Origin of the sequence: Pigmentibacter sp. JX0631 (assembly GCF_029873255.1) — a bacterium.
GTDB lineage: Bacteria > Bdellovibrionota_B > Oligoflexia > Silvanigrellales > Silvanigrellaceae > Silvanigrella.
Genome location: NZ_CP123622.1, coordinates 1,144,115 through 1,170,498 on the forward strand (window position 1 = coordinate 1,144,115; position 26,384 = coordinate 1,170,498).

Consider the following 26,384-nt stretch of genomic DNA (forward strand, 5'->3'; position numbering starts at 1 on the left):
TATTGATAATTTATGTAAAGTGCATCCAGATTAGGAAATCTTTTTTTTTAAGATATTTTCTACCTCATAGGCTAAGAATTTATCAAAGGACATTTATTTAAAGGGAAGCAATGACAGTACGAATAGAAAACATAACTATTTTTGCAGAAATTGTTAGCAGCTTTTGTCATTTACCTGCTTTGTTGCAGTCAAATGAATCCATTGCACAAGAGTTTCAATCAACTGGTAAAACAGTTTCCGATGTTGCAAATTCTATTCAAAAACATACGGGTATAACCCAAAGGCGACATGCTTTGCCTAATCAAGCAAGCAGTGATCTGGTCGTTCAAGCAATTTTACATTCTTCCATAAATTTGGAAGACATTTCTTCTGTAGTCATTGCAACAACCTCAGGCGATTGTCCCTCACCTGCTACAGCTCATTTTGTCCATGCAGGGTTAAATCTCGCCCCAAATGTCCATTGTTTTGATATTGCTAGTTCATGTAGCAGTTTTCTTTCCGCTTTAAGAAGTTCTTTAGGCATCATCCAAACTACTTCGCAAAATGTTTTACTTGCAGCGAGTGAAGTAAAAAACAAAGGTTTACCACAAAATGACTTAAGAACCCGCTCTTTGTTTGGAGATGGAGCGGCTGGAATCATTTTAAGACAAAATTTCCAAAAGAAAAATAATGATTTTTTTTGTTTTGTATTTCAAGAAACAAATTCAAAAATTATTCACAACATTGAAATTCCTGTAGGTGGATCGCGACAACCAACGACGAATGAAAATATTCATAAAAATAAATTGTTTTTAAATCAACCAAAGGAAACTTTTTCAATTATTGTTAAATCACTTATTAAAGCTATAGAATATTGCTGGCAAAAAAGACTCCAATTATTATCAGAATGGAATGAAAATAAACCAGAATTAATTGCCTGTACTATTTATATACATCAAGCAAATAAAAATATTCTTAAAGAAGTTAAGCAAAAAATAAATTCTCATTTATCTGAAAAAATCCCTATTCTAATGGCTGATATTGGCAATACCGTTTGTGCTTCTTTACCTATTTTACGTTCTAGAGTGCTTTTTATAAAAAACATTCTTATACATGAAAAAAAATTCATTTCTAAAAATGAATTAGCCAGTTACTTTAATGAATTATGCTCAAAATCAAAGAAATTTTCTTTTTCTCTTGTAGAAAATGGAATATTATTTCAAACTATTTATGAAAATGAAAGAATAGAAATATTTGATTCAGGCTCTACCTCATTATATAAATCTTGGTTAGAACAAATAAGTGACGAAGAATATTTAGATATACTAAATTTGGTAAAAAAAGAACTTAAAACTTGCAATAAAGATGTCACAAGAATAAAATATCTTGACATATGGATTGCTGCTGGAGGTGGTTTTCAAACAGTAGGAGTCCTGCATGGAAAATTATAAATAAATAATATTCTAGGATTTATATGAAATTTTTTTCTAAAAATTCCCTCTTTTTTTTTATCTGCATTAATATAAATAATATAAATGCATTTGCCGATTCAAATATAATTGATATTCAATTAGACAATTGGAGTGCAGAAATAAATTTAAAGAGTTTAGAAGTAATGGGAAAAACAGAGCAAAATTCTCTTTCAATTGCGTCGCCTATTTCCCACTTACTTAGTGACTTTAAAAATTTAAAAAAAAGTTCTAATACTTTTAGCTGGGATTATCCGGAAAAAAGTATCTCTGTAGAAGTCAAAAAAGAAAACAATTTCTTAGTATTTAAATTCACTTCTAAAATTCCACAAATATTTGAATGGCCAAGCACCTTAACATCTACTAATTCAGAAACAAATAATTCTGAAGAGTTAGTTATACCAGATGGAGAAGGTTTACTTATTCCGACTCAAGATCCTTTTTGGATTACAAAAATTGATAAATATGACGCTTATGAATATTCAATGAAAGAACAGCTCACGTTACCTTTATTTGCTAATATAACAGATTATAATACTGTGACGTATATATCAGATAGTTCTTTAAACAATACTTTAAAATTTAATAAAAATTCAGATAGTATTTATATCCAACAAGAACATCAATTTAGGCAAAAAGATAATTTAGCACCTTACATTATAAAAATAACAGTAGACCCAAAGCAAGATTTTTTGGCTCCTGGAAAACATTTTAGAAATTTATTAACTCAAAAAAATGAACTCATTACATTAAATCAAAAAGCAGCTCAGAATAAAGAAATTACTAAATTATACGGCGCTTTTCATGCATATCTTTGGGGAACAGGAAGAACAGAGGAATCTTTAAATTTATTAAAAGATTTAGGAATTCATTCTCTGTGGCTTGGTTACGACCAAAATATTAATGAGAAATATAAAGTGACAAAAAAATTTATTCAGACAGCAAAAAATTATGGTTACTTAGTGGGGCCTTATGATACATGGGAAAATATTCAAAATCCAAAGACTGCAGACACCCAACTTTCTATTTTTCCAAATGCCTGGCCAATTGCTGCTATTATTGAAGAAGGAGGCAAACGCAAACCTGGGTTTCAAAACCGTGGATACGAAGCAAGTTCTGAATATTTTGTGAAGCAAAAACCTGAAAATAAAGATTTATATTCCAGGCTAAAAAATTTCAAAGAAACAGGAATTAATAGTTACTTTTTGGATGTCGATGCTACAGGCGCATTGCATGATGATTATTCACCAATTCATCCTATGAATGCAAAAAAAGATATGGAAAATAGAATTAAACGATTAAATCATATTTCTAAGCAAGAGAAATTAGTTTTAGGCTCGGAGACTGCTGTTTATTGGGCAATTCCAAGTCTTGCTTTTGCACATGGAAATTTTTCAGTATTTAATTCTCCGCATTGGAAATTGACTAGACAAAATAAAATTTATGGTCGTTGGTATCCTACAGAAAGACCTGAATTCTTTTTTAAAACTATTAAAGCCCCTGAAGACTATGAAAATACTAAATATAATCCATTATATCGAATTCCATTGTTTCAATATGTGTATCATGATGCCATCATAACAACTGATAGATGGGAAATTCCAATAACTAAATTTAGTAACTTGAAAACAAAAAGAATTCTATTTGAAATACTATATGGAATTCCTTCTATTTGGTCTTTAGATTTTAAACTAATTAAAGAAAACAAAATAGAATTAAAAAAATATTCTGATTTTTTTCAAACATACCATCACAAAATTGCTGAATTACCATTAACTAGTTTTGAATTTTTAACTAACGATAAATTTGTTCAACAAGCAAAATATAAAAATGAAATTATAGTAACTGCAAATTTTTCAAAGATTAGTTATAAAAATATTCCTAAAGAAAGTGTTGAAGTAAATTATCTTAAAGAAAATAAAAAAGTAATATATACACCTTAATTTATTTGTTTTTCTCTTCATAAAATACTTGCTCAAATACTTTTCTCTCATCTACCATCGTATATGAAGCTTTTGTTTCTTTAACTAAATTATTAGCAAATTCTAAAACTTCTTTTAAATCACAGTTTTGAATGCCTTTTTTCAAAAACTTAATCATGCCTTCATTCAATTTTTTTTGTGCATTTAAAGCATGTTCTATTCTTTGAGTTTGGATATCTTCAAAATTTAATGATTGAATCATAGTATAAACTTGAGGTCTTAAGCGTTCTTCTAATCTAGAAACACTTTCAATTCGTTTTGAAATTTCAGACCAAATTTTATCAAAAGCATTTGTATCCGTTGCGGATGTTTTTGGAGTTTGTGCTTGGGTTTGATTACCAGTTTTATCTTGTCCACTTGCTTCGGCGAAAATATCGTCTGCTCTAAAATTTGCTCGTTGGTTTAAAGCTTGGGCTTCAGACTCTGCCTTGCTAAATAAATTTTCATAAATTTCATTAGCCTGCTGCCCCTCTTCAACCACTAAATTGTCCATTTTTTGAATTGCTTCAGACATAGCTTCAACAAAAGATCGAACATTTGATTGCAAATCTATTAATTGATATTCCATCAAAATTGAAAAATGAAAAAGAAGCTGCATCAACATTTGTTCAGGAGTCTGCGCTTTTGCAAATGATAATTCTTTTTCCATTAGCTTCTCTCCAATATTCTAACCTTCTATCGAAGCACCTAACTCACTTAGTTTCTCTTTAGCCTTATTATAGTTAGGATCTATCTTTAAAATACGTCTAAGTATCTTAATAGCTTCGTCCTTTTTATCCCAAAAAATAAGAGTTACTGCCTTATTAAACAAGACAAGATGATTATCGGGTTGTTTCTTTAAAATCTGATTATAAGTTAACACTGCTTTTTCAAAATCTTTTGAATCGCGATAACAAATAGCTAAAGAATTGGCGTAACTCACATTTTCTGGATCTATCCGCACGGCCTCTTTTAATAGCTTTAAAGCATTGACATAATCTTTCTTTAAAAAGTAACAATAGCCCAATCTTTCAATAATGTAAGGATGTTTTAATCCAGCACTAGCACCAATATTTAGTATACTTAAGCACTCATCAATTTTATTTTGCTTGAGTAATGATTCCGTACAACCTTCATAACGAATAATGTTCATTGGGCTTAATTCTAGAGCTTTTTTTAAATCTTCAAGAGCTTTTTCATCTTGTTTCATAGCTGTATATATATCAGCTCGTACAACATAGGCGTGAATATAGTTTTCATTTTTTTCAATTCCTTTATTCACATAACCTAATGCTTCTTCTAAACTATTTTGCTTAATTTGCACCCTTGCCATGCCTATATAAGGCCTAGCCGCTTTTTCTGATACTTTTGTCAGCTCTGAATAAATATGAAATGCCTGAGGATAATCTTCAGCTCTTAATTTTGCTTTAGCGAGTTCATAAACTCTCTCTGGATTTTTAGGATTGTTAAATACATTATAAGCATTTCTTATTTTAGGTAACAAATCCCCTTGGGATATAGGACGGACTAAAATGTCATCCATTCCCATTTCCAAGGCAAACATCAATTCAGCTTTATTTAGTGGTTTAGACATTAAAATAAAAGGAGGGCGACTTACATTTGGATCTTCCATTAATTCTTTGAGCATGTCGTAGCCAGTTACGACATCTAAATCATCACCTTCCAAAGCAATATGTGCTGGTTTTACTTTAAGCTCAGCTAACGAAGCATGACCATCTCTATCAGCCCGCACATTATTAAAACCTAATTTATTTAAATGATGTTTAATTATAAGACGGATTTCATTATGAGATTCACCAACATGGATTGATAATTCAGTACTAAAAGGTTCTGGTGGATTTAAGCCAAACTTTTTAAAGAGATCAGAATGATCCACCTTGAACACCTCTTCCTTTAAAACGAAATCACTAATGTGGATGCCAAAAGAAAAAGTTAATCAACAAAAAGTTATTAGCCTAAACCTGTAGCCAATAATTTTCTACCTTGTGGAAATAAAACTTCAATTTTATTTAATCCACTTTCAGCAACCACAAAACCTATCCCAAATGACTTATGATTTAAAATTTCTCCTGGTTTGAATCGTACAGAAGCTTTGTATTCTTTAGCATGATTCAAATTATTTTTTTGTGCGCTAAGACGAGCTTCATAGTTAGCTATATCTTCTGAAGTTCCCGACTGCATACTTAATGGTAATTGATTTGCACTTTTAGATACTCGTCCTTCACCATCTTCTTTTTTTCTAGACTTAGCCTTAGATTTTACCTTTTTCTTGCCTACGGCATCATCACCAGCTAAAAGTTTTGCACCAGCGTCTAAATCTAAATCTTGTTCATCATCTCGTTCCATTTCTCTTTTACCTCCTTTTTCTAAAGCAGCTTCTGATTTTGGTGGACGATATTGTTTTTCTGACTTGCAAGTATTGCATTGCACTCTGCCAGGTTTGTTATTAGCTTCAGTAGTTACAATAGTATGAGTTAAATTCATCTTGCAACGATTACAGTACGCTAAAATGTCATGTCCGACCCGTGAGGCAGATTTTGACTGCGAAGAGATAAAAAGAGAATTAGGGCCATCAGTAATTGCCATTTTTCCTCCAAATGGAACGAATTTATTGAAAAATTAAATTGAAAAAGCGAGTTCTAATCCCGCTGTCTGCCTGAGTGTTGTATCATCGGAATCTGTCTTGACAAGCGTATAATAGAGGTGAAGCACTGGTCCTTTAAAAAAAATTCCTGATCCCCAAAATATTCTGTCCTGTTTAGGATTGTAACCAATACTTCCTCTGAGTTCAAAATAAGTCTGAATTAATATGTTGACTCCTGTAATTACACTTTGAAATCCATTTCTTGAATCAATTAAACCATCTATATTAAAGGTAAAGTAATTATCTAAAGCATAGGTAGAAATTCCCACATTAGTAATATTTGAATTATATTTATCAAATAATCCTCTTGTTCCAACACCTAAAAAAATAGGATTTTTCCATGGAGTATTAATTTGATAAAATGCGCCTAAACCTAAGCGATAGTTTTCATTTTGCCATGCCCATCTATCAGTTAAACTTAATTGCTGAAATTCAAAAGACAATCCTAAACTTAAATTAGAAAGAAATGGAAGTTGATAACCAGCTGCTGCTGTAAAACTTCTATCACGAGTTAAAGTATCTGTTGGGATAGTTTCACGCGCTCGAATTACCATTGCAATAGGTGTTGTAGTTGAGTCAAAAACTCCTGCTTCAACTAAATCCAATTTATTTTGCCAAGATCCACTACCAAATACAGAATATTGCTTCTTTAATGCTGGTAAAATAGCCGGATTTGCATCGAGCATTGAAGCATCTCCAGGGGCTGAAGCTCCAGCTCCACTGCCTGCAGATAAGTAAGAAGTTGGCTGCATGAGCACTGTTGAAGGTTTTATATCTGCGGACAATGCTTGATTAGAAATACCGAGAATAGATAAACAAAACTGGACAAAAAATATTTTCTTTAGTTTAAAAGACATAATTGAGCTCCATAGGATGCTTTCAACTTGAAAGGCAGATTATTTTTATGACCACAAAAAATTCATTTATTAACAACCTCCGTAAACGGGGGCTTATCGCCCAAATAAGTCATGAAGAAGAACTAGAACAAATTTTTGAAAAAGGGAATCAAAACGAAAAAGGTGTTCGTTATTCTGTCTATTGTGGATTTGATCCTACTGCAGCCAGTCTCCACGTAGGAAATTTAGCCGCTCTTATGATGCTTAGACGCGCACAAGATGCTGGTCTACAACCTATTGTTCTCTTTGGAGGAGCGACTGGTTTAATCGGAGATCCCACTGGCAGAACAGAAATGCGTCCTATGAATACAAAAGATCAAATTGCTAATTATATTGAAAATTTCAAAATATTAGTAAACAGATACTTTCGTTTTGATGTTCCTAATCCACCTATTTTTGTAAACAACATTGACTGGATTGGTCAAATGAGTTGGATTGATTTTTCAAGAGATATAGGTCGCCATTTTACTGTGGCTAGACTTTTATCTGCAGAAGTAAATAGAAGTCGCTTTGAAGATGGCGGATTAACTTTCATGGAATTAGGTTATCAAATTCTTCAATCATTTGATTTTCTCCACCTTTATAAAAATTTTAACTGTATAATGCAATTTGGAGGTGATGATCAGTGGTCTAATATTTTAGGCGGAGCAGATCTTATTCGCAGAGTTGTTTCTGGAAAAGCTTTTGCTGTTACTACGCCTTTACTAGTTGCTAGTGACGGAAAAAAATTTGGTAAAACTGCAGGCAATGCTGTTTGGTTAGATCCTAATTTATTTTCACCATATGAATTCTTTCAATTTTTTAGAAATGTTCATGATGCAGATATTCAAAAAATGTTAAAGGTATTTACTCTAAAAACTCTTGAAGAGATTGATCATATTTTGGCAAATGAAAATATAAATCAAGTCAAAGAGGTTATGGCTTTTGAAATTACTAAAATAGTCCATGGCGAAGAAGAAGCTTTGAAGTCGGTTGAAGCTTCAAAAGTTTTATTTTCAGGAAAAGTAGGTGATCTATCACATGCTCCTTCATTAATTATTTCAAAAGAAGAACTTATTGCTGGTATTGATATTTTAACTATTTTAATCAAATGTGGTTTTTCTAGCAGTCGAGGTGAGGCAAGAAAATTAGTTCAAGGTAACGGCTTAACGTTTAATGGAAATAAAATGACTGATTTTAATTATAAATTACAAGAAAATGATTTTGTCACTGAACAAAATGCCATTATTCTTAGAAAAGGTAAAAAAGATTATCATCTTGTTAAACTTGAATAATTTATTATAATAAAGATCTATTCTGTTTTTTTAAAAAGAGAAGGATCTTATGTTTAATAAAGTTTTGGTTATAGCTAGTTATTTTTTATTTTGCTCATGTTCAGCAAAATTATTTAGCAATAATGATTCAACTCCTTCAGGGTTCCGTAAAATAGATTTTTCACCTAAACAAAATCCAACAGAACTAATAAGAGATCCTCTAGATCAAAGTAATGAATCTCTCACAAGTATAGACTACATTTTTGACAATTATAATAAAAATCTTTTAAGAGATGTAAAAATTTATATTCAATTAAATTCTTCGCTCCAAAATAGTTATGATGAAAATTCTATTACAAAAACCGTAAATCAACTTTCTCCTTATTTAAATACAGATGTAATTAACAAAACAATACCTTTAATAGATAGTAATAATTTTATATTTTCCGCATCACCGATGAATACTCTAAACAAAAATATTGTATCAGACACTTATGGAATATTTTACAAGTTTAATTCAGAAACTATCAAAAAAAATAACTTAGAAGAACTTTATTTCATTGATGATAAAGGAAATACAATTGAGAAAGAAAAATACTCAACAGTATTTTTTGTAAAAAATTATTATGCAAGAAATTTAAATAAAAGCCTTATTTACCCAATAAATTCAGAAATAAAAAACAACTGGGAAATATTTATTCAATGCGCTAATGGGAGTTTTACAGATATTCAAAATAACTTAACTTATTTACTACCAACTTGGCCTAGAGTTATTATTTTACAATTAAATCCTAATACAAAAAACACAATTAAATATTCATTACATAAAAACGTAATAGTAAAATCAGACAATAGTTTTGTCCCAACAGCAAATATTTATCAAAATACAACCAGATCATTTAATTTCAATGATTTAAGTTTACCAGCTAATAGTACTTTAAAAAATCATATTATCTCAATTCCAGTACCTTCAAAAAAAGAAAATACTTTTAATGCTATCTACAGCCAAGAAGGAATGTCTAAATTTTATTCGAGATTTAGCAGTAACTATATAAATAATTTTAAAAATTATAGTAATTTTAGTAGTTGGCAAATACTGATTAATAAATCTTGGATTGGTTTTTCACAAAACCTTGATACTAATTATAATACAATCGAAAAACCTGATAAAATAGTTATTAATTATTTAAATTTAAAAAATTTACCAGTTGATCAAAACTATTCAAAAGATTTTTTACCTAACGGAATACATTATGTTGATACTAGTGATCCTAATACTATATTAACAAATATACCAGATAAATTATCGATTGATTCTAATTTAATAAATGAAGAATTAGTTCTTAATTTCTGTAAAGAACAATTATTATAGAAATCAAATTTATTACACTAATTGTTTTTAAATCCGCTATCTATAAATGCTTTTACATCTAAGCGACCATATTTTGTTTTTTTGCTAACACCATAATAACTTGAATATGCATTATTTGCACTTGAAAATAAATCTGTTAAAGCTCTATTAATATTTGCAGACGGAAAAATTCCAAAATACAGCGATAAAGCTGCTCCGACAAGTGGGGCTGCAAAACTTGTTCCAGAAACAAATTCTAATTCACCATTTTTATTATTTAATTCTATTAAACTTGCTTGGGCAGAAATATCAACATCATCTCCATAATTTGAGCTAGAAGCTAAACTCAGATATGAGGAATGAGAGCCTACAGTTATTATATTATTCAAATTATAAGAAGCGGGATAAACTGGTAACTGTTGTAAGTCAGTTGACTCATTTCCAGCAGCAACAAGAAATAAAACATTACTTTTTGCCGCTTGAGAAATAATAATTTTTTCAGCTAACTCTACATTTGGATCAGGCTTTTCTGTATATGACAAACTTAAATTTACTAACTTTGCTCCCAAATAAACAGCATAATCCATTGCAACTGCAAGCTGCATCGATCCATAATTCTTATTTAAATTGGCATCAGGATCGTCAGAAAAAGTAATTTTTAAAGATGAAATTTTGGAATTTTTTGCATAGATATTTTTTACTACAGACTGTTCTACAGTTCCAGTAAATATTGATGCAATATAAGTTGCATGTGATGCCCAGTTTTTTTTATTTTCATCATTAGTTAAGTTAATTATATCAACTAAATTATTTTTAATTAAATAGGTTGACGGAATAACTCCCGAGTCAACAATGGCAACTTTAATTGGATACAAATTAAGATTTTTTGTCTGAATTTCTGACAAGGCTTTATCAAAGTTTGCCTCACAGTAAGCATTAAAACAACTGTTTGTCGTAGTTAAACTAGAATTTAAATTATTGAAATATGGTCTTTTTTTTTCATTACTTTCTGGTATTTTATAAATACTATTCAAATAAATAAAATTGTGATCGTTTTTCCCCATATTAATAGATTTAACAGCTATCATATTTGGTACTGTTTTAAATCGATATATTACTTCTTTGCCATAACTTAATAGTTCCAAATCATTTAGTCCTGTTTCAATCACGTATGAACCATCTGATGTTGTTAGAATTTTATCATCATTAATTGTAAATTTTGAACAAGAATAAACAGAAAAAACAAAGAAAATAAACAAATATTTTATCATTGTATATTTTATCAACCTTAATATTATTGTTTATTCAATTATAGTTTGGATATTTTATTTATCAAGAGGATTGGTAATTTTATATTTTATTTTTGCTCAAAAATCGAGCCTTTATCAGCTAGAAATAGTTTCCCATGGGAATTATTTCTTAATTCTGAATCATTAAATAAAAACTTATAAATTTTTTCAGCTGCTTTTGCTGGCTCAATAAATTCATTATTTTGTTTCATTTTTTGATACAGTTTCACAATACTGAGATCATTAGACGAATTTTGTAGTATATTATTTACCATATCTGTATTTACAGTCCCTGGATGAACAGATAAACATGTCAACTCATCCATTGCAAAACGTTTTGAAAGCCATTTAAAATAAAATAAACAGGCTGCTTTAGACCCCCCGTACAATTCAAGACCAGGAAATGGATCGATAGCTGCAAGCGATGATAAATGAGCAACAAAAGGAGTTATTTGTGAATCCGTGTCATTTTTACTCATAATAAAAGGAAGAATGTCTTCAATTATTTCAGCACATGAAAGGTAATTTATTCTTAAAGATTCAGCTTGAGATTGCCAAAACAAATGTTTCTCTGTCCTATTCGATTCACTAACCGACAATATTGGCATCACTCCCGCTGCGTATATAAAACCAGCTATTTGTTTACCATACAAATTTTTAGAAAGTTCTAAAATTGGGCTATCAGTTATAGGATTTAATAAATCCCACCAAATGAAATGATCTTCAAATCCACACTGTCCTCTACCCAAGTGAATAATTTTGTAATTATTATCTTTAATTATTTTTGCTAATTCAAAGCCAATTCCTCTTGAAAACCCTGTACCAATAACCCACTTTTCAGTACTCATTATTTCTCCTTAGTTAAATTTTGTATCTTCAAAGTTTTTAAATGCTTTTAGTACTATTTCTGGTGAAGTAAACTGTATAATTTTTCCTGAGTCCAGCCAAAGAATACGATCGCATTTTTCAACTGTTGATAATTGATGTGCCACAATAATTTGTGTTTTGCCGTGTAAAAATTGATTTGTAGCATTCACTAATAACTCCTCAGAATAAGGATCGATTGAACTTGTGGCTTCATCCATTAAAACAATTGGTCTATTTTGTAGAAGGCATCTAGTCATACAGAGCAATTGTTTTTCGCCTAAAGAAAAATTTCCACCATTTTCCTTCATTTCAGTGTCTAATATTTTTTTACCACTACTGAATACCTTTCTCAATCCTAATTTTTTTGTTACTTCAAAAATTTCGTCGTCAGATATATTTTTATCTAGAATTAAATTATCTCTTAGTGTTCCCGAAAACAAAATAGGTTCTTGTGAAATTAGAGACAAACTAGAACGAAAGTCTTTAAGACTTATATAATTATCTAGTACTATTTTATTTTCATTAAGAATAGGCTCATAATTATTTATTGTAATTTTCCCATTGAGAAACGGGTATAAATAAAAAATAGCATTAATCAATGAAGATTTTCCGCTTCCAGTTTTTCCAATTATCCCAATTTTTTCTCCAGCTTCAACATCAAATGAAATATCCTTCAAAATAATAGGTGTGTGGTCAAAGTACCTTAAACTTAAGTTTTTTACAGTTAATTTAGCATTTTTTAAACCATTCAGTGGATTAGCAACATTTCTTAAGTGATTAGAAGAATAATTTTTCTTTCCGTTATTAAACTGCGCTTCAATCGGCAGAAAATTACCTTCTTCCAAATTCATTTTTAGATAAGAATCCAACCTTTCAATTCCTGTTAAAGCTTCTTCTATAAGGGCTAACCATTCAAAAAATACTTGCACAGATGACGAAGTCATTAATATAAAAGTAAGAACCACTATAAGTGAGCCTAAAGAAATGTAATAAAATTTCATTAAAAAAGCTCCTAAAGCTCCTGTAATAAAAAATATGGCAATATTCAAAAAACTCATTTTTAAAGAAAAAAAACTAACTAAATTCAAAGTTCTAAATCTCTGAAAAATAAATTCCTTTAATTTTTCGTTAAACTTATTTGTAAAGACATTTTCTTTACCATACACTTTTATAACTTTTGCACCTTGAATAGTTTCTGAAAAATGAGTTATTGTAGGCGCTCTATAAATATTTAGTTGCCTTCTTTCTTTTCTTATTAAGAATTTATTTTTTTTATATAAATAAAAGTTTAAACCAACTAAAAAAAGTAAAACAGGAAAAAAGTAAGGACTAGCAAGCAATATTAGTAAACAAAATAATACCAAATCAAAAATTAAAGATAAAACCTCAGCTAACGGACCTCCTGACATTCTTGTAATAGCAGAATAGTCACTACTAAATCTGGTAATTATTTTCCCAAATTGATTTGTATCAAAAAAATGAATAGGAAAACGAGATACTCTGTATGTTGTTTCATCATAAATTTTAGCGGTAGACAATGTTCCTATTTTAGAAATATTAAATCGGAAATATAAACTTAATGCAAATCCAATAAATGATAAGAATAAAAGTAGTGTAAAAAACTGATCAAATGTATAATTTTTAAAATAGCTATTTCTATTTTCGCAAATTGCATTGTTAACACATAATTTATCAACCCAAATACCAATTATATTGGCGTTTATTAATAAACAAGCTCTTCCCATGAAACCTAAAAATGTAAGAAAATAAAAATTATTAATATTATCTTTTAAGGATAAATAAATTGTTTTATATACTGAATTAGAAAAACTATTTGCACTAGATACTTCATCAACATTATTATCTATAAACATAACTTATTCCTGTAATACAATATTAGATAGAAAGTTTCTTACATCTTGAGAGTTTTTAATTAATTCACGAAAATTTCCATTTTCAACAATTTTTCCATTTTTTATAAAAATAACTCTATCACAACTATTTAAAACAGATAATTTATGAGTTACTAAAATTCTTATTTTATTTTTCCAGTATCCATTCAATAATTCGTTAATTACCTTTTCTTGAGTATTAACATCCAAAGCACTTAAACAATCATCTAATAAAATTATAGGTCTTTCTGAGTAGCATGCTCTTGCTAAAGAAATTCTTTGCTTTTGACCACCAGATAAATTAATACCTCGCTCTCCAATATTAGATTCTAATCCCAGTAAAAACTGTTCATTTTCATGTTTAAATTGAGACAATTCCAAACAATTATTTACTCTCTCATCATTAGTAGATGTATAATTAAATTCAAATGCGACATTATCTCTTAAGTTAGAATTTATAACAAAAAAATCTTGGGGAACATAACTAAAATACGATCTTAACTCTGACAGTGAAATATCATTTAATGATCTATTATTTATAGTAAACTCTTTATAATTTGTCTTTATTAAATTTAGTAAAGCCTGAATAATTAAGCTTTTTCCAGACCCAAACTCTCCTATTATAGCAACAAATTCGTTAGACTTTATATCCAAAGATATATTTTCAAGTAAAATTTTATTCTCTTTTATATAGTATAGTTCTTTAATTCTAATAAAAAAACTTGAATATTCAAAACTAGGAAGTTTAGATTCATACTCTTCTAATTCTTGCTCCCAAAAATTTTGAATTCTCCTAATAGAAGTGAAACTATCAGTAATTGAAACAAACATTATCGGTATCATTCGCATAGGTCTTGTTAGAAGTACACTAAAAAGCCAAAAAAGACTAAAAATCTTTCCAGCTGTAAATGACGCTGGATCTACTTTATACAGTAAATAAATACTAAAAATATTTATTATGAAAGGAGAAGAATATCCTATAGAATTAATAACAGCAGCATTTCTTACCATAGAAATTCTATTTAAAGTTTCTAGTTCACGATATACTTTTATTTTTTTTTCAATTCCCTCTGTCCAACCTAACATACGTATAATTCTTATATTTAAAATCCACTCAGATACGACTCCAATTCTTAAAGAAGAATAAAATTTATTTTTAAAAAATAGTCTTCCTTGTTTTAGTCCAAGTGTAATATTAATTGCAAGAATTCCTCCTACAATAGAAAATATTATTAATGGGTTAAGACCTGTTATAAAATATATTGCAAATGGAGCAAGCATCACAGGAATAAGGTAAGAAATGAAATTCGGGAAAATATCATCAATAAAAGTAACTGAAGTTTGTATATCTGTCGCATAAATAGATAAAGATTCTCCAACAGATATTTTATTATCAGCATCACTTTTAATTCTTAACGCTTTTGCATAAGTAAAATTTGATAACCATGTTTGCAAAAAACTTCCTTCTTTTAAAGCAACATATTTTGCAAAATACAGAAATATTTGAGAAATAAATGAAAAAACAAAAATAAATAAAATATATTTTAAATATTGATAATTGACACTAAATTCTCTTATTAAATTAAGATAATCAATTAATTCTTTTTGATAAAAAGGAACGAGTAAAGAAAAAAGACTAGAAATCAAACTTAATAGAAAAATTATTAACTTATATCTAAACCGCATGAAAAAAATTTTTTTAAATAAATTATTTTTAGTAAGCATTAAATGACCCATTGAATATTATTTTAATACATAGTATAGAAAAAACATCGAAATTTCAAATTGAATTTAAACAGAAAAATATCTTAATTTAATAAAATTTAAGTAATACCATAATTTTGTTGTAAATAGTTTCATTTTCTCTTAATAGTACATTCTCGGTTTAAGAAAGGATTTTATGCAATTTTTTTCCAAAAATTTTGCCATTATTGTAATTGTGGCAATGGCTTTCTTCATAGAACTACTTGATACAACAATAATTAATACTTCAATTCCCCAGATTGCAGAAAGCTTTAATGCTGCACCATTAACTATTAAAATTGCTATTACCAGTTACTTAATGGCTTTAGCTATCTTTATCCCAATTAGTGGTTGGCTAGCGGATAAGTTTGGAACTAAAAAAATATTTCTTTCTGCTATTGTCATATTTACTTTAAGTTCATTGTTTTGCGGTCTTTCTCAGTCTATATTTCAACTCGCTTTATTTCGCTTTATCCAAGGCATTGGCGGAGCATTGATGATTCCCATTGGTAGACTTATTGTTTTGCAATCTTTTTCTAATCAAGATCTTCTAAAAATTATGAGTTATATTTCTCTTATTGCATTAATTGGACCCGTTTTAGGACCATTGCTTGGAGGCTATATTACTACTTACTATTCTTGGCATTGGATATTTTTTATAAATATCCCTTTAGGAATTTTTGAATTTTTGATGGCTTATAAGTTTATACCTAATGAAATAGCTAAAATGCCAAAAAAACTTGATATAAAAGGATTTATTTTAATAGCGATTGGATTGACATTAATAGCATTTAGCGCAGAAAATATTAGTGAAAATCTAATTTCTAAAGCAATAATTTGGACATTACTACTAATTGGAATTGGATTTGTTTTTTTATACATTATACATTCAAAAAAAACAGAAAATTCAATATTAGATTTAAATTTATTTAAAATTAATTCATTTCAAATTGGAAATATTCAATTACTAATTTCTATAATCGCAGCTGGTGGTATTTCATTTATTCTGCCAATTATGTTGCAAACATATTTTAAATTAAATCCATTGTATTCAGGTTTATTTACTGCACCTATTGCATTTGGAGCAATTTTAATAAGGCCATTCATTCCATATATCGTCAAATATTTTGGATATAAAAAACTTTTAACTTTAAATACTTTATTACTTTCTTCTTGCATATTTGCATTTTATTTGATTTCTAATATCAATTACTTCTACTTAATTTTTTTAGGTATTATTTATGGTGTATTTTATACTATTCAAATATCATGTTCAGCTGTTATTGGATATTTAAATATTGAAGCTAAAGATAAAAGTGCTGCAACAAGTTTACAAAGTACAAATCAACAATTTTCATTAACGCTTTGTATTTGTATTAACGCATTTCTAATTCATTTATTTACATTAAATAATAGTCAAAATTCAGGAATAACCCATAATATTGAAGCATTCCAATATACATTTTTAACTTTATCAGTTATTTTTCTTTTAAATTTATTTTTTATTAGGAAATTAAGAATTTAAATTTCAATTCTTAATTTCCCATTTCTGTATACCATATTTATCATATAGTTTTTGAAAGTTTTCTGTTAATTTTATTGTCTGAAAACTATTATCAAATAATTTCATCAGTCGAAGACTTTTCTCTTTATTTTTTGGACTTAATGCAAAATATAAATTTTCTGCTTTTAAACAGCCCACTTTTTTATATTGGTCATTATAAAAATTGTTTTTTAAAAAAAAGTCGGCTGTAATAGAATCTACTACAAATGCGTCAACATCATTACTTCCAAGTAATTTAAAACCTGCATTAAAAACATCTTCAGCACTAATTTGGTTTACTTTTACTTTTTTATCAGAATGATTTTTATTTAAATAATCTGTTAGTCCAGGATAATTAGCTCCTTGTATTGTTGCAATATTAATATCCTTCAAAGATTCAACGTTTTTAAAAGACCATTTTGATAATTTTTTAACATAAAAACACATTTGTTGATATGCTACTGCTTCATGACTAAAAATAAAATCAGGAGCTTCCCCCTTAGCAGGTGCTAAAATTCCATTAATTTTGCCTTCACGTACTTCATTTACAGCAATACTCCATGATGTTTTTTGAAACTCAACGTTAATTCCTTCATTTTTATAAGCATTTTCAACTAGCTCTATGACGAGACCAGGTTTATCTAAATTATCACACATCCAAGGACACCAAATATTATAAGCAATATTTATTGATTCTGAATAAGCTATTTTTCCAAAAAATAAAAAGAATAGAATTATAATAATTTTAAGATACTGCATAAATTCTCCATATTATTATTCTTCAAAATTAAATTCATCAATTTCATATTTTTTCTTTAGCACTTCAAAAAAATTATTATTTTTTAAAATTTCAATATTTTTATCTAGAATACTAGCTAAATAATTACTTTTATTTTGAAATTTTGGGGTAAAAGCTAGGTATATTTTCTCAAGCTCAAGACAACCAACTTTTTTAAATTCTTGTTCTTGATTTGTTTTTTTTAAATAATAATCAGCTGCAGAATGATCAACCAAAAGTACGTCAAACTGCTTAGATTTCAAATACTCAAATCCAGTTTCATATATATTTTCAACGTTTAAAAATTTAAGTTTTTTTATATTTTCTCTGTTGAGATCAATATATTTATTTAATTCATTGTATGTATTTCTAAATGAAATTCCTAATTTAATGTTTGTTAATGATCTTTCATCAGTATAGATCCAATTTAGGTTTTTACTCGCAAAAAAACACATATGTCTTTTCGCTAAATGTTTTTTTGGAAAATAAAATCCTACAGCCTCCTCTTTAGAGGGACTTAGTAATCCTAATGCACGGCCTTCTTTAACTTCTAATTTTGCTAATGGCCAAGAATTTTTTTGAAACTGAATTTTTATATTACTCAAACGATAGATTTCCGTTACCAATTCAAATAAAAACCCTGGCTTAGAGGGAGTATTACACATCCATGGGCAATTATAATCCCATGCTATGCTAACTGAATTATAGTCTGCAAAAGCTGAATTAAAAATCGAAAATAATAGGATAAGTAAAATTTTTTTCATGTAAATTCCATTTACTAAAAGTTATCATTTATAAGTATAATGGAATTTTTTTAAATTAGATAAATAAAAAGAATTTTTTTGACAATACAATGTTACTAAGAAATTCAAGACTAATTTTAATGCTTAAAATGTCTCACACCTGTAAATACCATAGCAATTCCATAATTGTCGCAAGCTTTGATTACTTCAGAATCTTGGACACTACCACCAGGTTGTATAATATATTTAATACCAGCTTTGTGAATTAAATCTATACTATCAGGAAAAGGAAAAAAAGCGTCACTAGCTAATATAGCATTGTCCAAACTTAGTCTTGTTTTATTTAGACAATGTTCAACTGCATCAACTCTGTTGGTAAATCCTCCTGCAATAGAAAGCGTTTGCCTTGAATTTGCCAATACAATTGCATTTGAACGAACATGTTTTACAACAGTCATGCCAATAATTAAAGAATCCATAATTTCATTACTTGGTTTTACAATAGTCGGATACGTTACAGAATTTAAATTTAATACACTTTCATTAGAGCTTTGTGCTAAAAAACCACCTTGCACTTGTGTAAAGATAGTTTTACTCGCTAGTGGTAATTCAAAATTGAATTTAACTAAACGAAGATTTTTCTTTTTTTGCAGTACAATTAATGCTTCATTTGTAAAATTAGGAGCAATAATTACTTCTAAGAATATTTCACTCATTTTATTTGCTAATTCTTCTGAGACAGTATCGGTTAAACAAACTATTCCTCCAAAAGGGCTTACCGGATCAGAATTAAAAGCATCTACATATGCTTGATAAATTGAAGAATGAGATACCCCTACTCCACATGGTGTATTATGTTTTAAGATAACTGCTGCTTTTTTCGTTTTAAATTCATAAGCCAATCGAATAGCATGTTCAATATCTAGAACATTATTGTAACTTAGTTCTTTTCCATGAAAACATTCCATATTTGTTAAGCAGGAATATTTGTGTTCATTTATGTCAGAAAAACTATATAATGCAGCTTTTTGATGAGGATTTTCTCCATAACGGAGTGTTTTTTCTTTTTTCAATGATAAAGTAACTGAATCAGGTATATGATCAATATTTAGAACATTTGTTTCACGAATAGGACCATTCTTATTGTCAAGATTATTCTTTAATTCAAATTTTTTCTCAAGTGCATTTGCAATTGTTTGATCATATGCAGCTGTTTCTTTAAACGCTTTTAATGCAAGTTTTTTTCTAAATTCATAAGATATTTTTCCATTATTTTTTTCTAATTCTTGAAGAAAAGGATGATAATCTCTAACATCACAAAGAATTGAAACCGAAGCATGATTTTTAGCTGCAGCTCGTAACAAGCTAACTCCACCAATGTCAATGTTTTCAATCAGTTCTGCTTCAGAAGAAACTTTCTCAACGGCAGATTGAAATGGGTATAAATTACAAATAACTACATCAAAAGGTAAAATACCATGTTTTTGCATATCTCCAAAATCACTCTCCAGTGCAGGGCGTCCTAAAATTCCTCCAAATATCTTAGGATGGAGTGTTTTTACTCGGCCTCCTAATATTTCTGGAAATTCAGTTATATTTTCAATCCGTTGGCAGGAGTACCCCAATTCTTTAATAGCTTTATATGTAGAAGAAGTGGCATACAATTCGCAATCAATCTTGGAAAAAGCTTTACAGATTTCTAGCAATCCTGTTTTATCACTTAATGAAAGCAATATTCTTTTCACAGTTATATGATCTTCAATTTTTACTTGTACAACTTGAATGCTCATAGTGTCCTCACTCTAAGTAATTGGAATTAAAAATATTTTTTATAAATTTAAGATTAAAATTAAAGCGCTGATCACGCTTTTTTCTCCCCAAGCAGATAACATTGACTATAAAAAAAAGATATGCCTAATATTTGTTTTTCAATTTCCGAAAGCCAAAATGCAACAAAAATTTAGTTTTTTTCTTTATTTTGTAGCGGTTATATTTGAATTAATCATTCACTAAAGTGGATTTACATGTTTAATGAGCTTAGAAAATTTTCATTATTTACAGACTTAACAGATAGTCAAATAGAAAGACTGCAAGAAATTTCATTTGAATTAAAATTAAAATCTGGAGAAATTTTTATTCATGAAGGCAAAGTTGAACAAAAATTTTACATTATTCTTGAAGGTGAAGTTGAAATAATAAAAAAAAATGGTGACAGATATTATCCATTAGCAAAATTAAATAGCGGGGAAATTGTTGGGGAGATGGCTTTATTTGAAAATTCAGCTCGTTCAGCTAGTGTTAAATCTATCGAAGAATCAAAATTAATTTGCTTTGATTTAGAAAAAATAAAAACAGACAGTAATTATCTAGATATTTATGCAAAATTTACTGCATATTTTGGAGACAAAATATCAAAACGCTTACGTTACACAAATGAAGTTACAGTTGAAGTTTTAAAAGAAAGATTAGCAATCGGAAATTTTGCTGTTAATATTATTGCAATCACTACACTCTATGCAATATCTTTACAAATGTTACAAAAACTTAAAAATTACATGTCAAACTCCACTGTAGTAACAATCCTTGTATTATCTATGTTTTGTTATTTTATTATATCGATGATGTTAAAAAGCGGTTACCCTTTAAAAGCATTTGGAATAACAACTGAACATTGGAAAAAGTCTGTATTTGAATCTATTATTTACACCATACCTTTTCTTATTATTATTTTAACAATTAAATTTTGTTTAATATTATTTATCCCAAGATTAAATAATATTCCCTTATTTGATCCTACAGCAATTTTTAAATCTGCAGCTGACATAAATATGAAAGTTTATTTTGCAGCTCTTTCTGGGTATATTGTATTTGTCCCCATTCAAGAATTAATTGTTAGAAGTGGCATTCAATCAGCATTACAAAAATTTCTAACGGGATCTAAATTTAAAACTAAATGGTCTGCAATAATTTTATCAAATATTCTTTTTGCAGGCGGACATTCACATATTAGTGCAGGATTTGCCTTATCAGTATTTGTACCTGGAATATTCTGGGGATGGCTCTATGCCAAACAAAATTCACTTATCGGAGTAAGCATTTCCCATATTTTAATCGGAGTATGGGCTGCATTTATAGTAGGTTTTGAAAATATATTTTAAGAATTAATCTGCAAAATAAAAACTGCTTTGCTCATGCCAACTATCTATCACATAACCAGCACATTCTCCTAGCCACAAATATCCTTTATGACTGCCTACACATAAATTTTTATGCGTATCAATTCTTTCTTTTTGAGAAAATCCTGTAATAAATTCATTAATTGAAATGGCTTTTTCTTCTTCTAATAAACTAAATAAATAAAAACTATCTTTATTATATTTATTAGAAACAGGATAAAATTGCTCTTTTGGAAGAACATTTTCATTACACTCAGAAATTTTTAAATAACTATAACCTTTTCCTACCATTTCAATTCTTGGCTTTTTAAAAGGTGAGTCATTATTTTTTATGATGCAATACATTTTATAATCATAACTACCCCCTTCTTTGAAACCAAGCATTCTAAAAGTACTAATATCATATCTAAAAACAAATTGTGATTCATTTTTTAGTAAAGCATAATTGTAATAAGAAGATCCTACTTGTTTATCACCAACTTTTAATTTTCTATAATCATAATCTATTGGATCAATTTTAGAAAAACCAGCATTAGTTTGATCAAACTCTAAAGATAAAAAGTATCTTGGATCATTATAATCTGCGCAGTGGGAGACAAATAAATCTCCCCAATGAATAAATCGATTTTTCATACGTAAACAAATATCAGCATTTTTTAATTTTAAAGAGGAAAAAACATATTTTTCATTTGGAAATATTTTTGCAGGAATTCCTCTTAAATCCCATTCCTGATACATTTTTAGTGATTTTCTACAGGGTAAAAAACCTATTTTTTGCCATGTTGAAGATTCTACAGATGCTACAGTTAAACAGAGTGGGATAGAATCTTTTTCTCCATCAGTTGTAACTATTTGCCCAGATTCAGTTAAAAAGAATTGCAGATCATGATCATTATTAACAACACTAAATTTTTCTACATATGATTTTAGTGAATTATGACTTGCTAATGTATAGTTTTCATAGCCATTGTTAGAAATATTTATTTTCCATTTCACTGGAATATTTTTTAAATCATTTTTATGAATGTTATTTAATTCAGGGATTGCTTCTATTGTTTCATCTTCATGAGTTGGACTATTTTCCATGTTACTTTCATCGAAAGTACATGCATTTTGGATTGCTTTAATGGAATTTAATACTCGACCTTCTTTTACATAATTTTTAAGATTGTCGTAGACGTCCGCTGTTTCAATTAATATTTGTTTAATTTCTTGAGCTGTTGCATGAGGACGGCAATTCCAAATGACTGCAGTAACACCACTTACAATTGCTGCTGACATTGAAGTCCCATTTGCATATGATATTTGTCCATTTTCATCAAGATATGGAACATTATGCCCCAAAGCTGCAATGTCAACTCTTTTTGGACTATAACGGGAACCGCCACCTAGTGCATTTGTGTAGAGTTCTACTGAATGATTATCTAAATACTTTATAGCGCCTACTCTAAGTACGGGATCATTATTTTTAGCTTTTACTTTTGTTGGTTTGTAAGCTGATGGCCAAATTAATTTATCTGGGCCCAATAAATCCATATTAAAATGATCATTTCCAACAGATGCAATAATAAGAAAATCATTTCTATCAGTTAAACTTGATAAGGTATCATGCCAAACTTGATAGTCATCGCCTTGATATCCACCTGAAATATTAATTATTTTTTCATTTCCAGAAAATACTGCTGCTTTTAAAGCTTCTAAAAATGGTTGACTAGCATTAATATTCGGGATTGCAACCCTATTTATAATTGGAATTGCTGGAAATATACCCAGAGAATGCTTGCTTTTATTATTTAAGGCAGTTGAACCAATTATAGATGATATTGCTGTACCATGAATTCTTATTTGTCTCGAAGTGTTATAGTCATTAACATTTTTTTCATACTCAACCATATCATTTTCATTAAAATGAATATTTTTATTTATGTGATATATATTTTTAATAATATTTAAGTAAGGATTACTTTTAACTTCCGAATCAATTACTGTTACATCAATACCATGATATACTGGTGTAAAATTATTTGGGTAAGCAGTGTGCGCATAATTTTCTGCCGTATATTCTGCATAGACATAACCATTACATACTAAAATTAAAAACAAACTAAATTTTTTAAATAAAGGATATTTCATACTAGTCTTCCAAATAAAATGTTTATTATTCAATTGCATTTGTTGATTTATATTTTATTTAAAAAATTTACAAATTATAAATAATTTAATTATTAAAAATTTTATGATAAAAATATTATTATTTCATGGTTTAAATAAAATATAAAAAGTTTCTGTCTAAAGTAGAAACAAAATATTTGTAGTAATTAAATTATATTAAAAACTTGACAATATTTTTTGTTTTCTTTAAAAATGGCTCTATATTTTTGATTTTGTTAGCTTTAGTCATTCATTACTGCAGACTTTGTAGTTTAAATAACAATTTGGAAAAGAAAGAAATTTTTATGCTAAAAAGACTACTAGGAATTCTTTTTTGTCTTTTTTCTTGCCAAGTATTTGCTTTGACATATAAAAATATTAGCAAAAACACACATACTAAAATTTTGTATGATGAAGGAATGCTTCTTTACTATGCTTATTCATATTCGCAAGCTGAACAAAATTTTCGTATGGCTCTGCAATTTGATCCAAGTTGCGGCCCCTGCTACTTAGGTCTGGCTATGGCAAAAAAACAGCAAGCAATCGAACTTGGAAAATCTTTTGCCAATTTAGGGATTAATGAAATTAATAATGCTAAAATTTTAATTAAAAATAAGCAAAGTTTTTACTATGCTGTTACAATTGCTTTAGAAAAAGCATTTAGCTTAAAGGAAAAAGAAGATTTAAATTCTCTGCAAAAAAATTATATTGAAGCTTTAAAAATACTATATGGAAATTTTCAAAACGATCCAGAATGGAACTCAGAATCACTTGCCTTGCTAGTTGACGCAATTTACTACTACCCCATTTCTAGTTCCGACAACTTTCATTGTAATCAACAAAATAATGAAAATTTAAAAAAAGAAGCCGTGGAGCTGATGCAAAAATCATTCCTGAACCGAAAATTTAAACTCCATCCCGGAATTCTACATACCTACATTCATATGCAAGAATCTGATATCAATGATTCACATGTATTAATGGCAGCGAAATTACTCCCAACTTTTCACAATAATTATCTTGCTCATTTTGCCCACATGCCAAATCATGTTTACTGGCACAGAGGTATGTATCAGGAAGCAATTCAAGCAAATATAAATGCAATTAAATTAGATGAAAATTACTTCAAAAAAAATGGTATTGGATTAAGTTCATATTATTACGAATATCATTATTTACATTCTCAGCATTTTTTAACATTTCTGGGATACTTGACTAATAATTTTGATCTTGCCTTAAAAAATGCACAAGAAATTAAAGCAAAAATGGATTTAAATAGAATGCAAGATATCCCCGACTACAGAGATATCTATTTAACATTGGAGCATACTGTACTTGCTAGATTTGAAAAATGGGATGAATTAATAAAACTTAAAAAGCCTGATGGACTAGGAAACTTTGGAAATTTATTCTATAATTATACTCAGGCGTTAGCCCACATTAATCAAAAGAATGAAAAAGAGTATTTAAGTTACTTTAATGAGATAAATTCAATCCAAGTATCAAAAAAAATAGAAGATGATTTAAAAAATCTTGTTTTGATAAATTTAAATGCAAGCAAAATGGTACAAAATAATATTTCATTTAGTGAAATTGAAAAATACTTTTTAGAAAATAACATAAAGAAAATAGAAGACAAGTATTTAAAAAACAATCCACCTTTTTGGTATTTTCCTTCCGCAGTATTATTAGGAAAATATGCTGAAAAAATAAAAGATACAAATTCTGAAGAAAAATACAAAAATTTATTTTATCAGTTATATCCAAATTCAAACTTTATAAAATTAAATAAGAAAAGTTAATTTTTTAACATTTTTTTTCTATTATTCTCTATGATATTTTCTAATTTTTTTCCTTGAACAAGTTCCTTTACTTTCTTTTCAATAACTTCTGAAATATTTTTACATTTATTATTAAAGTAATGATATAGAGGAATTTTTTCAGTCAATGCTGGATTTAATTCTTCAATTAACTTAGCATGTTCTGATTTTCTTATTTCTATTTTTGCATTAAATTCATCTGTAATAAACAAATCAACTCTTTGTTTAATTAGCATTTCTATGAGTTGCTCAATTGTATTGACAAGTATTTTATCTTTTACTTCTGAAGTCTTTTTTTCTACTAATACAGAACCTTTTATAATTCCAATTGTGTGATTTTTTAAACTCTCCCAATTTTGAATTTTAATGTTTTTTCTTTTTAAAGCATAAGCTTTTAATTGCATATAGTTTATAGGTTGGGAAATTCTGATAAAATAAGGATAATCTTCTCCATAACTAAATGGACGAAAAACTTCTGCACAAATATTCCCATTTTTTAATTCTTCGGTAACTCTATAGCCAGGCAAATCAATAAATTCAAATGGAATTTTTGCTTGTTCATAAATATCAGTTAAAATAAGTGAACCTAGAATTTGGTTTTGTGTATACATAATTCTACCTATGTGAACACTTTTTTCAGCTTCACTGGCAAATACAGAAGAAAATATAAAAATAAGAATACAGTAAATTATTTTCAAAACTTGTTCCCTTTGCTTCCACATTATTTACATTATAATATATTTATAAAAATTATAAATATAGCGCTTTTGGCGTTGAGAATAATTAAGTATTTAGCTTTTAGTGTAGC

At 28.3% G+C, this 26,384-nt stretch carries 20 protein-coding genes; 7 read left to right on the forward strand and 13 right to left on the reverse strand.

The window, feature by feature from the left end; translation table 11 throughout:
* Positions 1–110: 110 nt before the first annotated feature.
* Complete coding sequence (locus tag QEJ31_RS04920; RefSeq protein WP_280592664.1) at positions 111–1,430, forward strand: hypothetical protein; 1,320 nt, start codon at positions 111–113, stop codon at positions 1,428–1,430.
* 23 nt (positions 1,431–1,453) lie between these two features.
* Entirely contained in the window at positions 1,454–3,391 is a 1,938-nt protein-coding gene (locus tag QEJ31_RS04925; RefSeq protein ID WP_280592665.1) for a glycoside hydrolase, read from the forward strand.
* Between the two features lies 1 nt (position 3,392).
* On the opposite strand, the gene QEJ31_RS04930 is transcribed toward QEJ31_RS04925, so the two are convergent.
* From QEJ31_RS04930 to QEJ31_RS04945, 4 genes are all read right to left on the reverse strand, one after another.
* Positions 3,393–4,079 carry a hypothetical protein gene (locus QEJ31_RS04930; protein ID WP_280592666.1) on the reverse strand — a complete coding sequence of 229 codons (687 nt, stop codon included), beginning with the start codon at positions 4,077–4,079 and terminating at the stop codon, positions 3,393–3,395.
* Between the two features lie 18 nt (positions 4,080–4,097).
* Complete coding sequence (locus tag QEJ31_RS04935) at positions 4,098–5,306, reverse strand: tetratricopeptide repeat protein (protein ID WP_280592667.1); 1,209 nt, start codon at positions 5,304–5,306, stop codon at positions 4,098–4,100.
* A 74-nt stretch (positions 5,307–5,380) separates the two neighbouring features.
* Positions 5,381–6,016, reverse strand: a complete 636-nt coding sequence (locus QEJ31_RS04940; protein ID WP_280592668.1) for a hypothetical protein — start codon at positions 6,014–6,016, stop codon at positions 5,381–5,383.
* A gap of 33 nt (positions 6,017–6,049) precedes the next feature.
* Complete coding sequence (locus QEJ31_RS04945) at positions 6,050–6,931, reverse strand: hypothetical protein (RefSeq protein WP_280592669.1); 882 nt, start codon at positions 6,929–6,931, stop codon at positions 6,050–6,052.
* Between the two features lie 47 nt (positions 6,932–6,978).
* On the opposite strand from QEJ31_RS04945, the gene tyrS reads away from it, so the two are divergent.
* Together tyrS and QEJ31_RS04955 are read left to right on the forward strand one after the other, a co-directional pair.
* Positions 6,979–8,244 carry a tyrosine--tRNA ligase gene (tyrS, locus tag QEJ31_RS04950; RefSeq protein ID WP_280592670.1) on the forward strand — a complete coding sequence of 422 codons (1,266 nt, stop codon included), beginning with the start codon at positions 6,979–6,981 and terminating at the stop codon, positions 8,242–8,244.
* Positions 8,245–8,293: 49 nt separating this feature from the next.
* Positions 8,294–9,595, forward strand: coding sequence for a hypothetical protein (locus QEJ31_RS04955; protein ID WP_280592671.1), 1,302 nt, complete (start codon positions 8,294–8,296; stop codon positions 9,593–9,595).
* Between the two features lie 17 nt (positions 9,596–9,612).
* On the opposite strand, the gene QEJ31_RS04960 is transcribed toward QEJ31_RS04955, so the two are convergent.
* From QEJ31_RS04960 to QEJ31_RS04975, 4 genes are all read right to left on the reverse strand, one after another.
* Positions 9,613–10,845, reverse strand: a complete 1,233-nt coding sequence (locus tag QEJ31_RS04960; RefSeq protein WP_280592672.1) for a S8 family serine peptidase — start codon at positions 10,843–10,845, stop codon at positions 9,613–9,615.
* Between the two features lie 86 nt (positions 10,846–10,931).
* A complete protein-coding gene (locus tag QEJ31_RS04965) occupies positions 10,932–11,711 on the reverse strand; it encodes an SDR family NAD(P)-dependent oxidoreductase (RefSeq protein ID WP_280592673.1) in 780 nt (259 codons plus the stop codon).
* Between the two features lie 9 nt (positions 11,712–11,720).
* Complete coding sequence (locus tag QEJ31_RS04970; protein WP_280592674.1) at positions 11,721–13,604, reverse strand: ABC transporter ATP-binding protein/permease; 1,884 nt, start codon at positions 13,602–13,604, stop codon at positions 11,721–11,723.
* A gap of 3 nt (positions 13,605–13,607) precedes the next feature.
* Positions 13,608–15,347, reverse strand: coding sequence for an ABC transporter ATP-binding protein (locus QEJ31_RS04975; RefSeq protein WP_280592675.1), 1,740 nt, complete (start codon positions 15,345–15,347; stop codon positions 13,608–13,610).
* Positions 15,348–15,522: 175 nt separating this feature from the next.
* Here QEJ31_RS04975 and QEJ31_RS04980 point away from each other — a divergent pair, with 175 nt between their 5' ends.
* The gene (locus tag QEJ31_RS04980; RefSeq protein ID WP_280592676.1) at positions 15,523–16,890 is read left to right on the forward strand and encodes a DHA2 family efflux MFS transporter permease subunit; all 1,368 of its coding nucleotides are present in this window, start codon (positions 15,523–15,525) and stop codon (positions 16,888–16,890) included.
* Positions 16,891–16,893: 3 nt separating this feature from the next.
* Here the strand turns inward: QEJ31_RS04980 and QEJ31_RS04985 are convergent, their stop codons facing one another.
* The 3 genes from QEJ31_RS04985 to purH form a co-directional block, all read right to left on the reverse strand.
* On the reverse strand, positions 16,894–17,667 hold the full coding sequence (locus tag QEJ31_RS04985) for a transporter substrate-binding domain-containing protein (RefSeq protein WP_280592677.1): 774 nt from the start codon (positions 17,665–17,667) through the stop codon (positions 16,894–16,896).
* Positions 17,668–17,682: 15 nt separating this feature from the next.
* Positions 17,683–18,450: a transporter substrate-binding domain-containing protein gene (locus tag QEJ31_RS04990; RefSeq protein WP_280592678.1), complete on the reverse strand. Its 768-nt coding sequence runs from the start codon at positions 18,448–18,450 to the stop codon at positions 17,683–17,685.
* Between the two features lie 116 nt (positions 18,451–18,566).
* Positions 18,567–20,219 carry a bifunctional phosphoribosylaminoimidazolecarboxamide formyltransferase/IMP cyclohydrolase gene (gene purH / locus QEJ31_RS04995; protein ID WP_280592679.1) on the reverse strand — a complete coding sequence of 551 codons (1,653 nt, stop codon included), beginning with the start codon at positions 20,217–20,219 and terminating at the stop codon, positions 18,567–18,569.
* Positions 20,220–20,453: 234 nt separating this feature from the next.
* Here purH and QEJ31_RS05000 point away from each other — a divergent pair, with 234 nt between their 5' ends.
* Positions 20,454–21,587 carry a cyclic nucleotide-binding domain-containing protein gene (locus QEJ31_RS05000; protein WP_280592680.1) on the forward strand — a complete coding sequence of 378 codons (1,134 nt, stop codon included), beginning with the start codon at positions 20,454–20,456 and terminating at the stop codon, positions 21,585–21,587.
* 3 nt (positions 21,588–21,590) lie between these two features.
* On the opposite strand, the gene QEJ31_RS05005 is transcribed toward QEJ31_RS05000, so the two are convergent.
* Positions 21,591–23,738, reverse strand: a complete 2,148-nt coding sequence (locus QEJ31_RS05005) for a S8/S53 family peptidase (protein WP_280592681.1) — start codon at positions 23,736–23,738, stop codon at positions 21,591–21,593.
* 323 nt (positions 23,739–24,061) lie between these two features.
* Here QEJ31_RS05005 and QEJ31_RS05010 point away from each other — a divergent pair, with 323 nt between their 5' ends.
* Positions 24,062–25,558 carry a hypothetical protein gene (locus tag QEJ31_RS05010; protein ID WP_280592682.1) on the forward strand — a complete coding sequence of 499 codons (1,497 nt, stop codon included), beginning with the start codon at positions 24,062–24,064 and terminating at the stop codon, positions 25,556–25,558.
* On the opposite strand, the gene QEJ31_RS05015 is transcribed toward QEJ31_RS05010, so the two are convergent.
* The gene (locus QEJ31_RS05015; RefSeq protein ID WP_280592683.1) at positions 25,555–26,274 is read right to left on the reverse strand and encodes a transporter substrate-binding domain-containing protein; all 720 of its coding nucleotides are present in this window, start codon (positions 26,272–26,274) and stop codon (positions 25,555–25,557) included. The two genes, QEJ31_RS05010 and QEJ31_RS05015, sit on opposite strands and share 4 nt — an antisense overlap.
* Between the last annotated feature and the right edge of the window lie 110 nt (positions 26,275–26,384).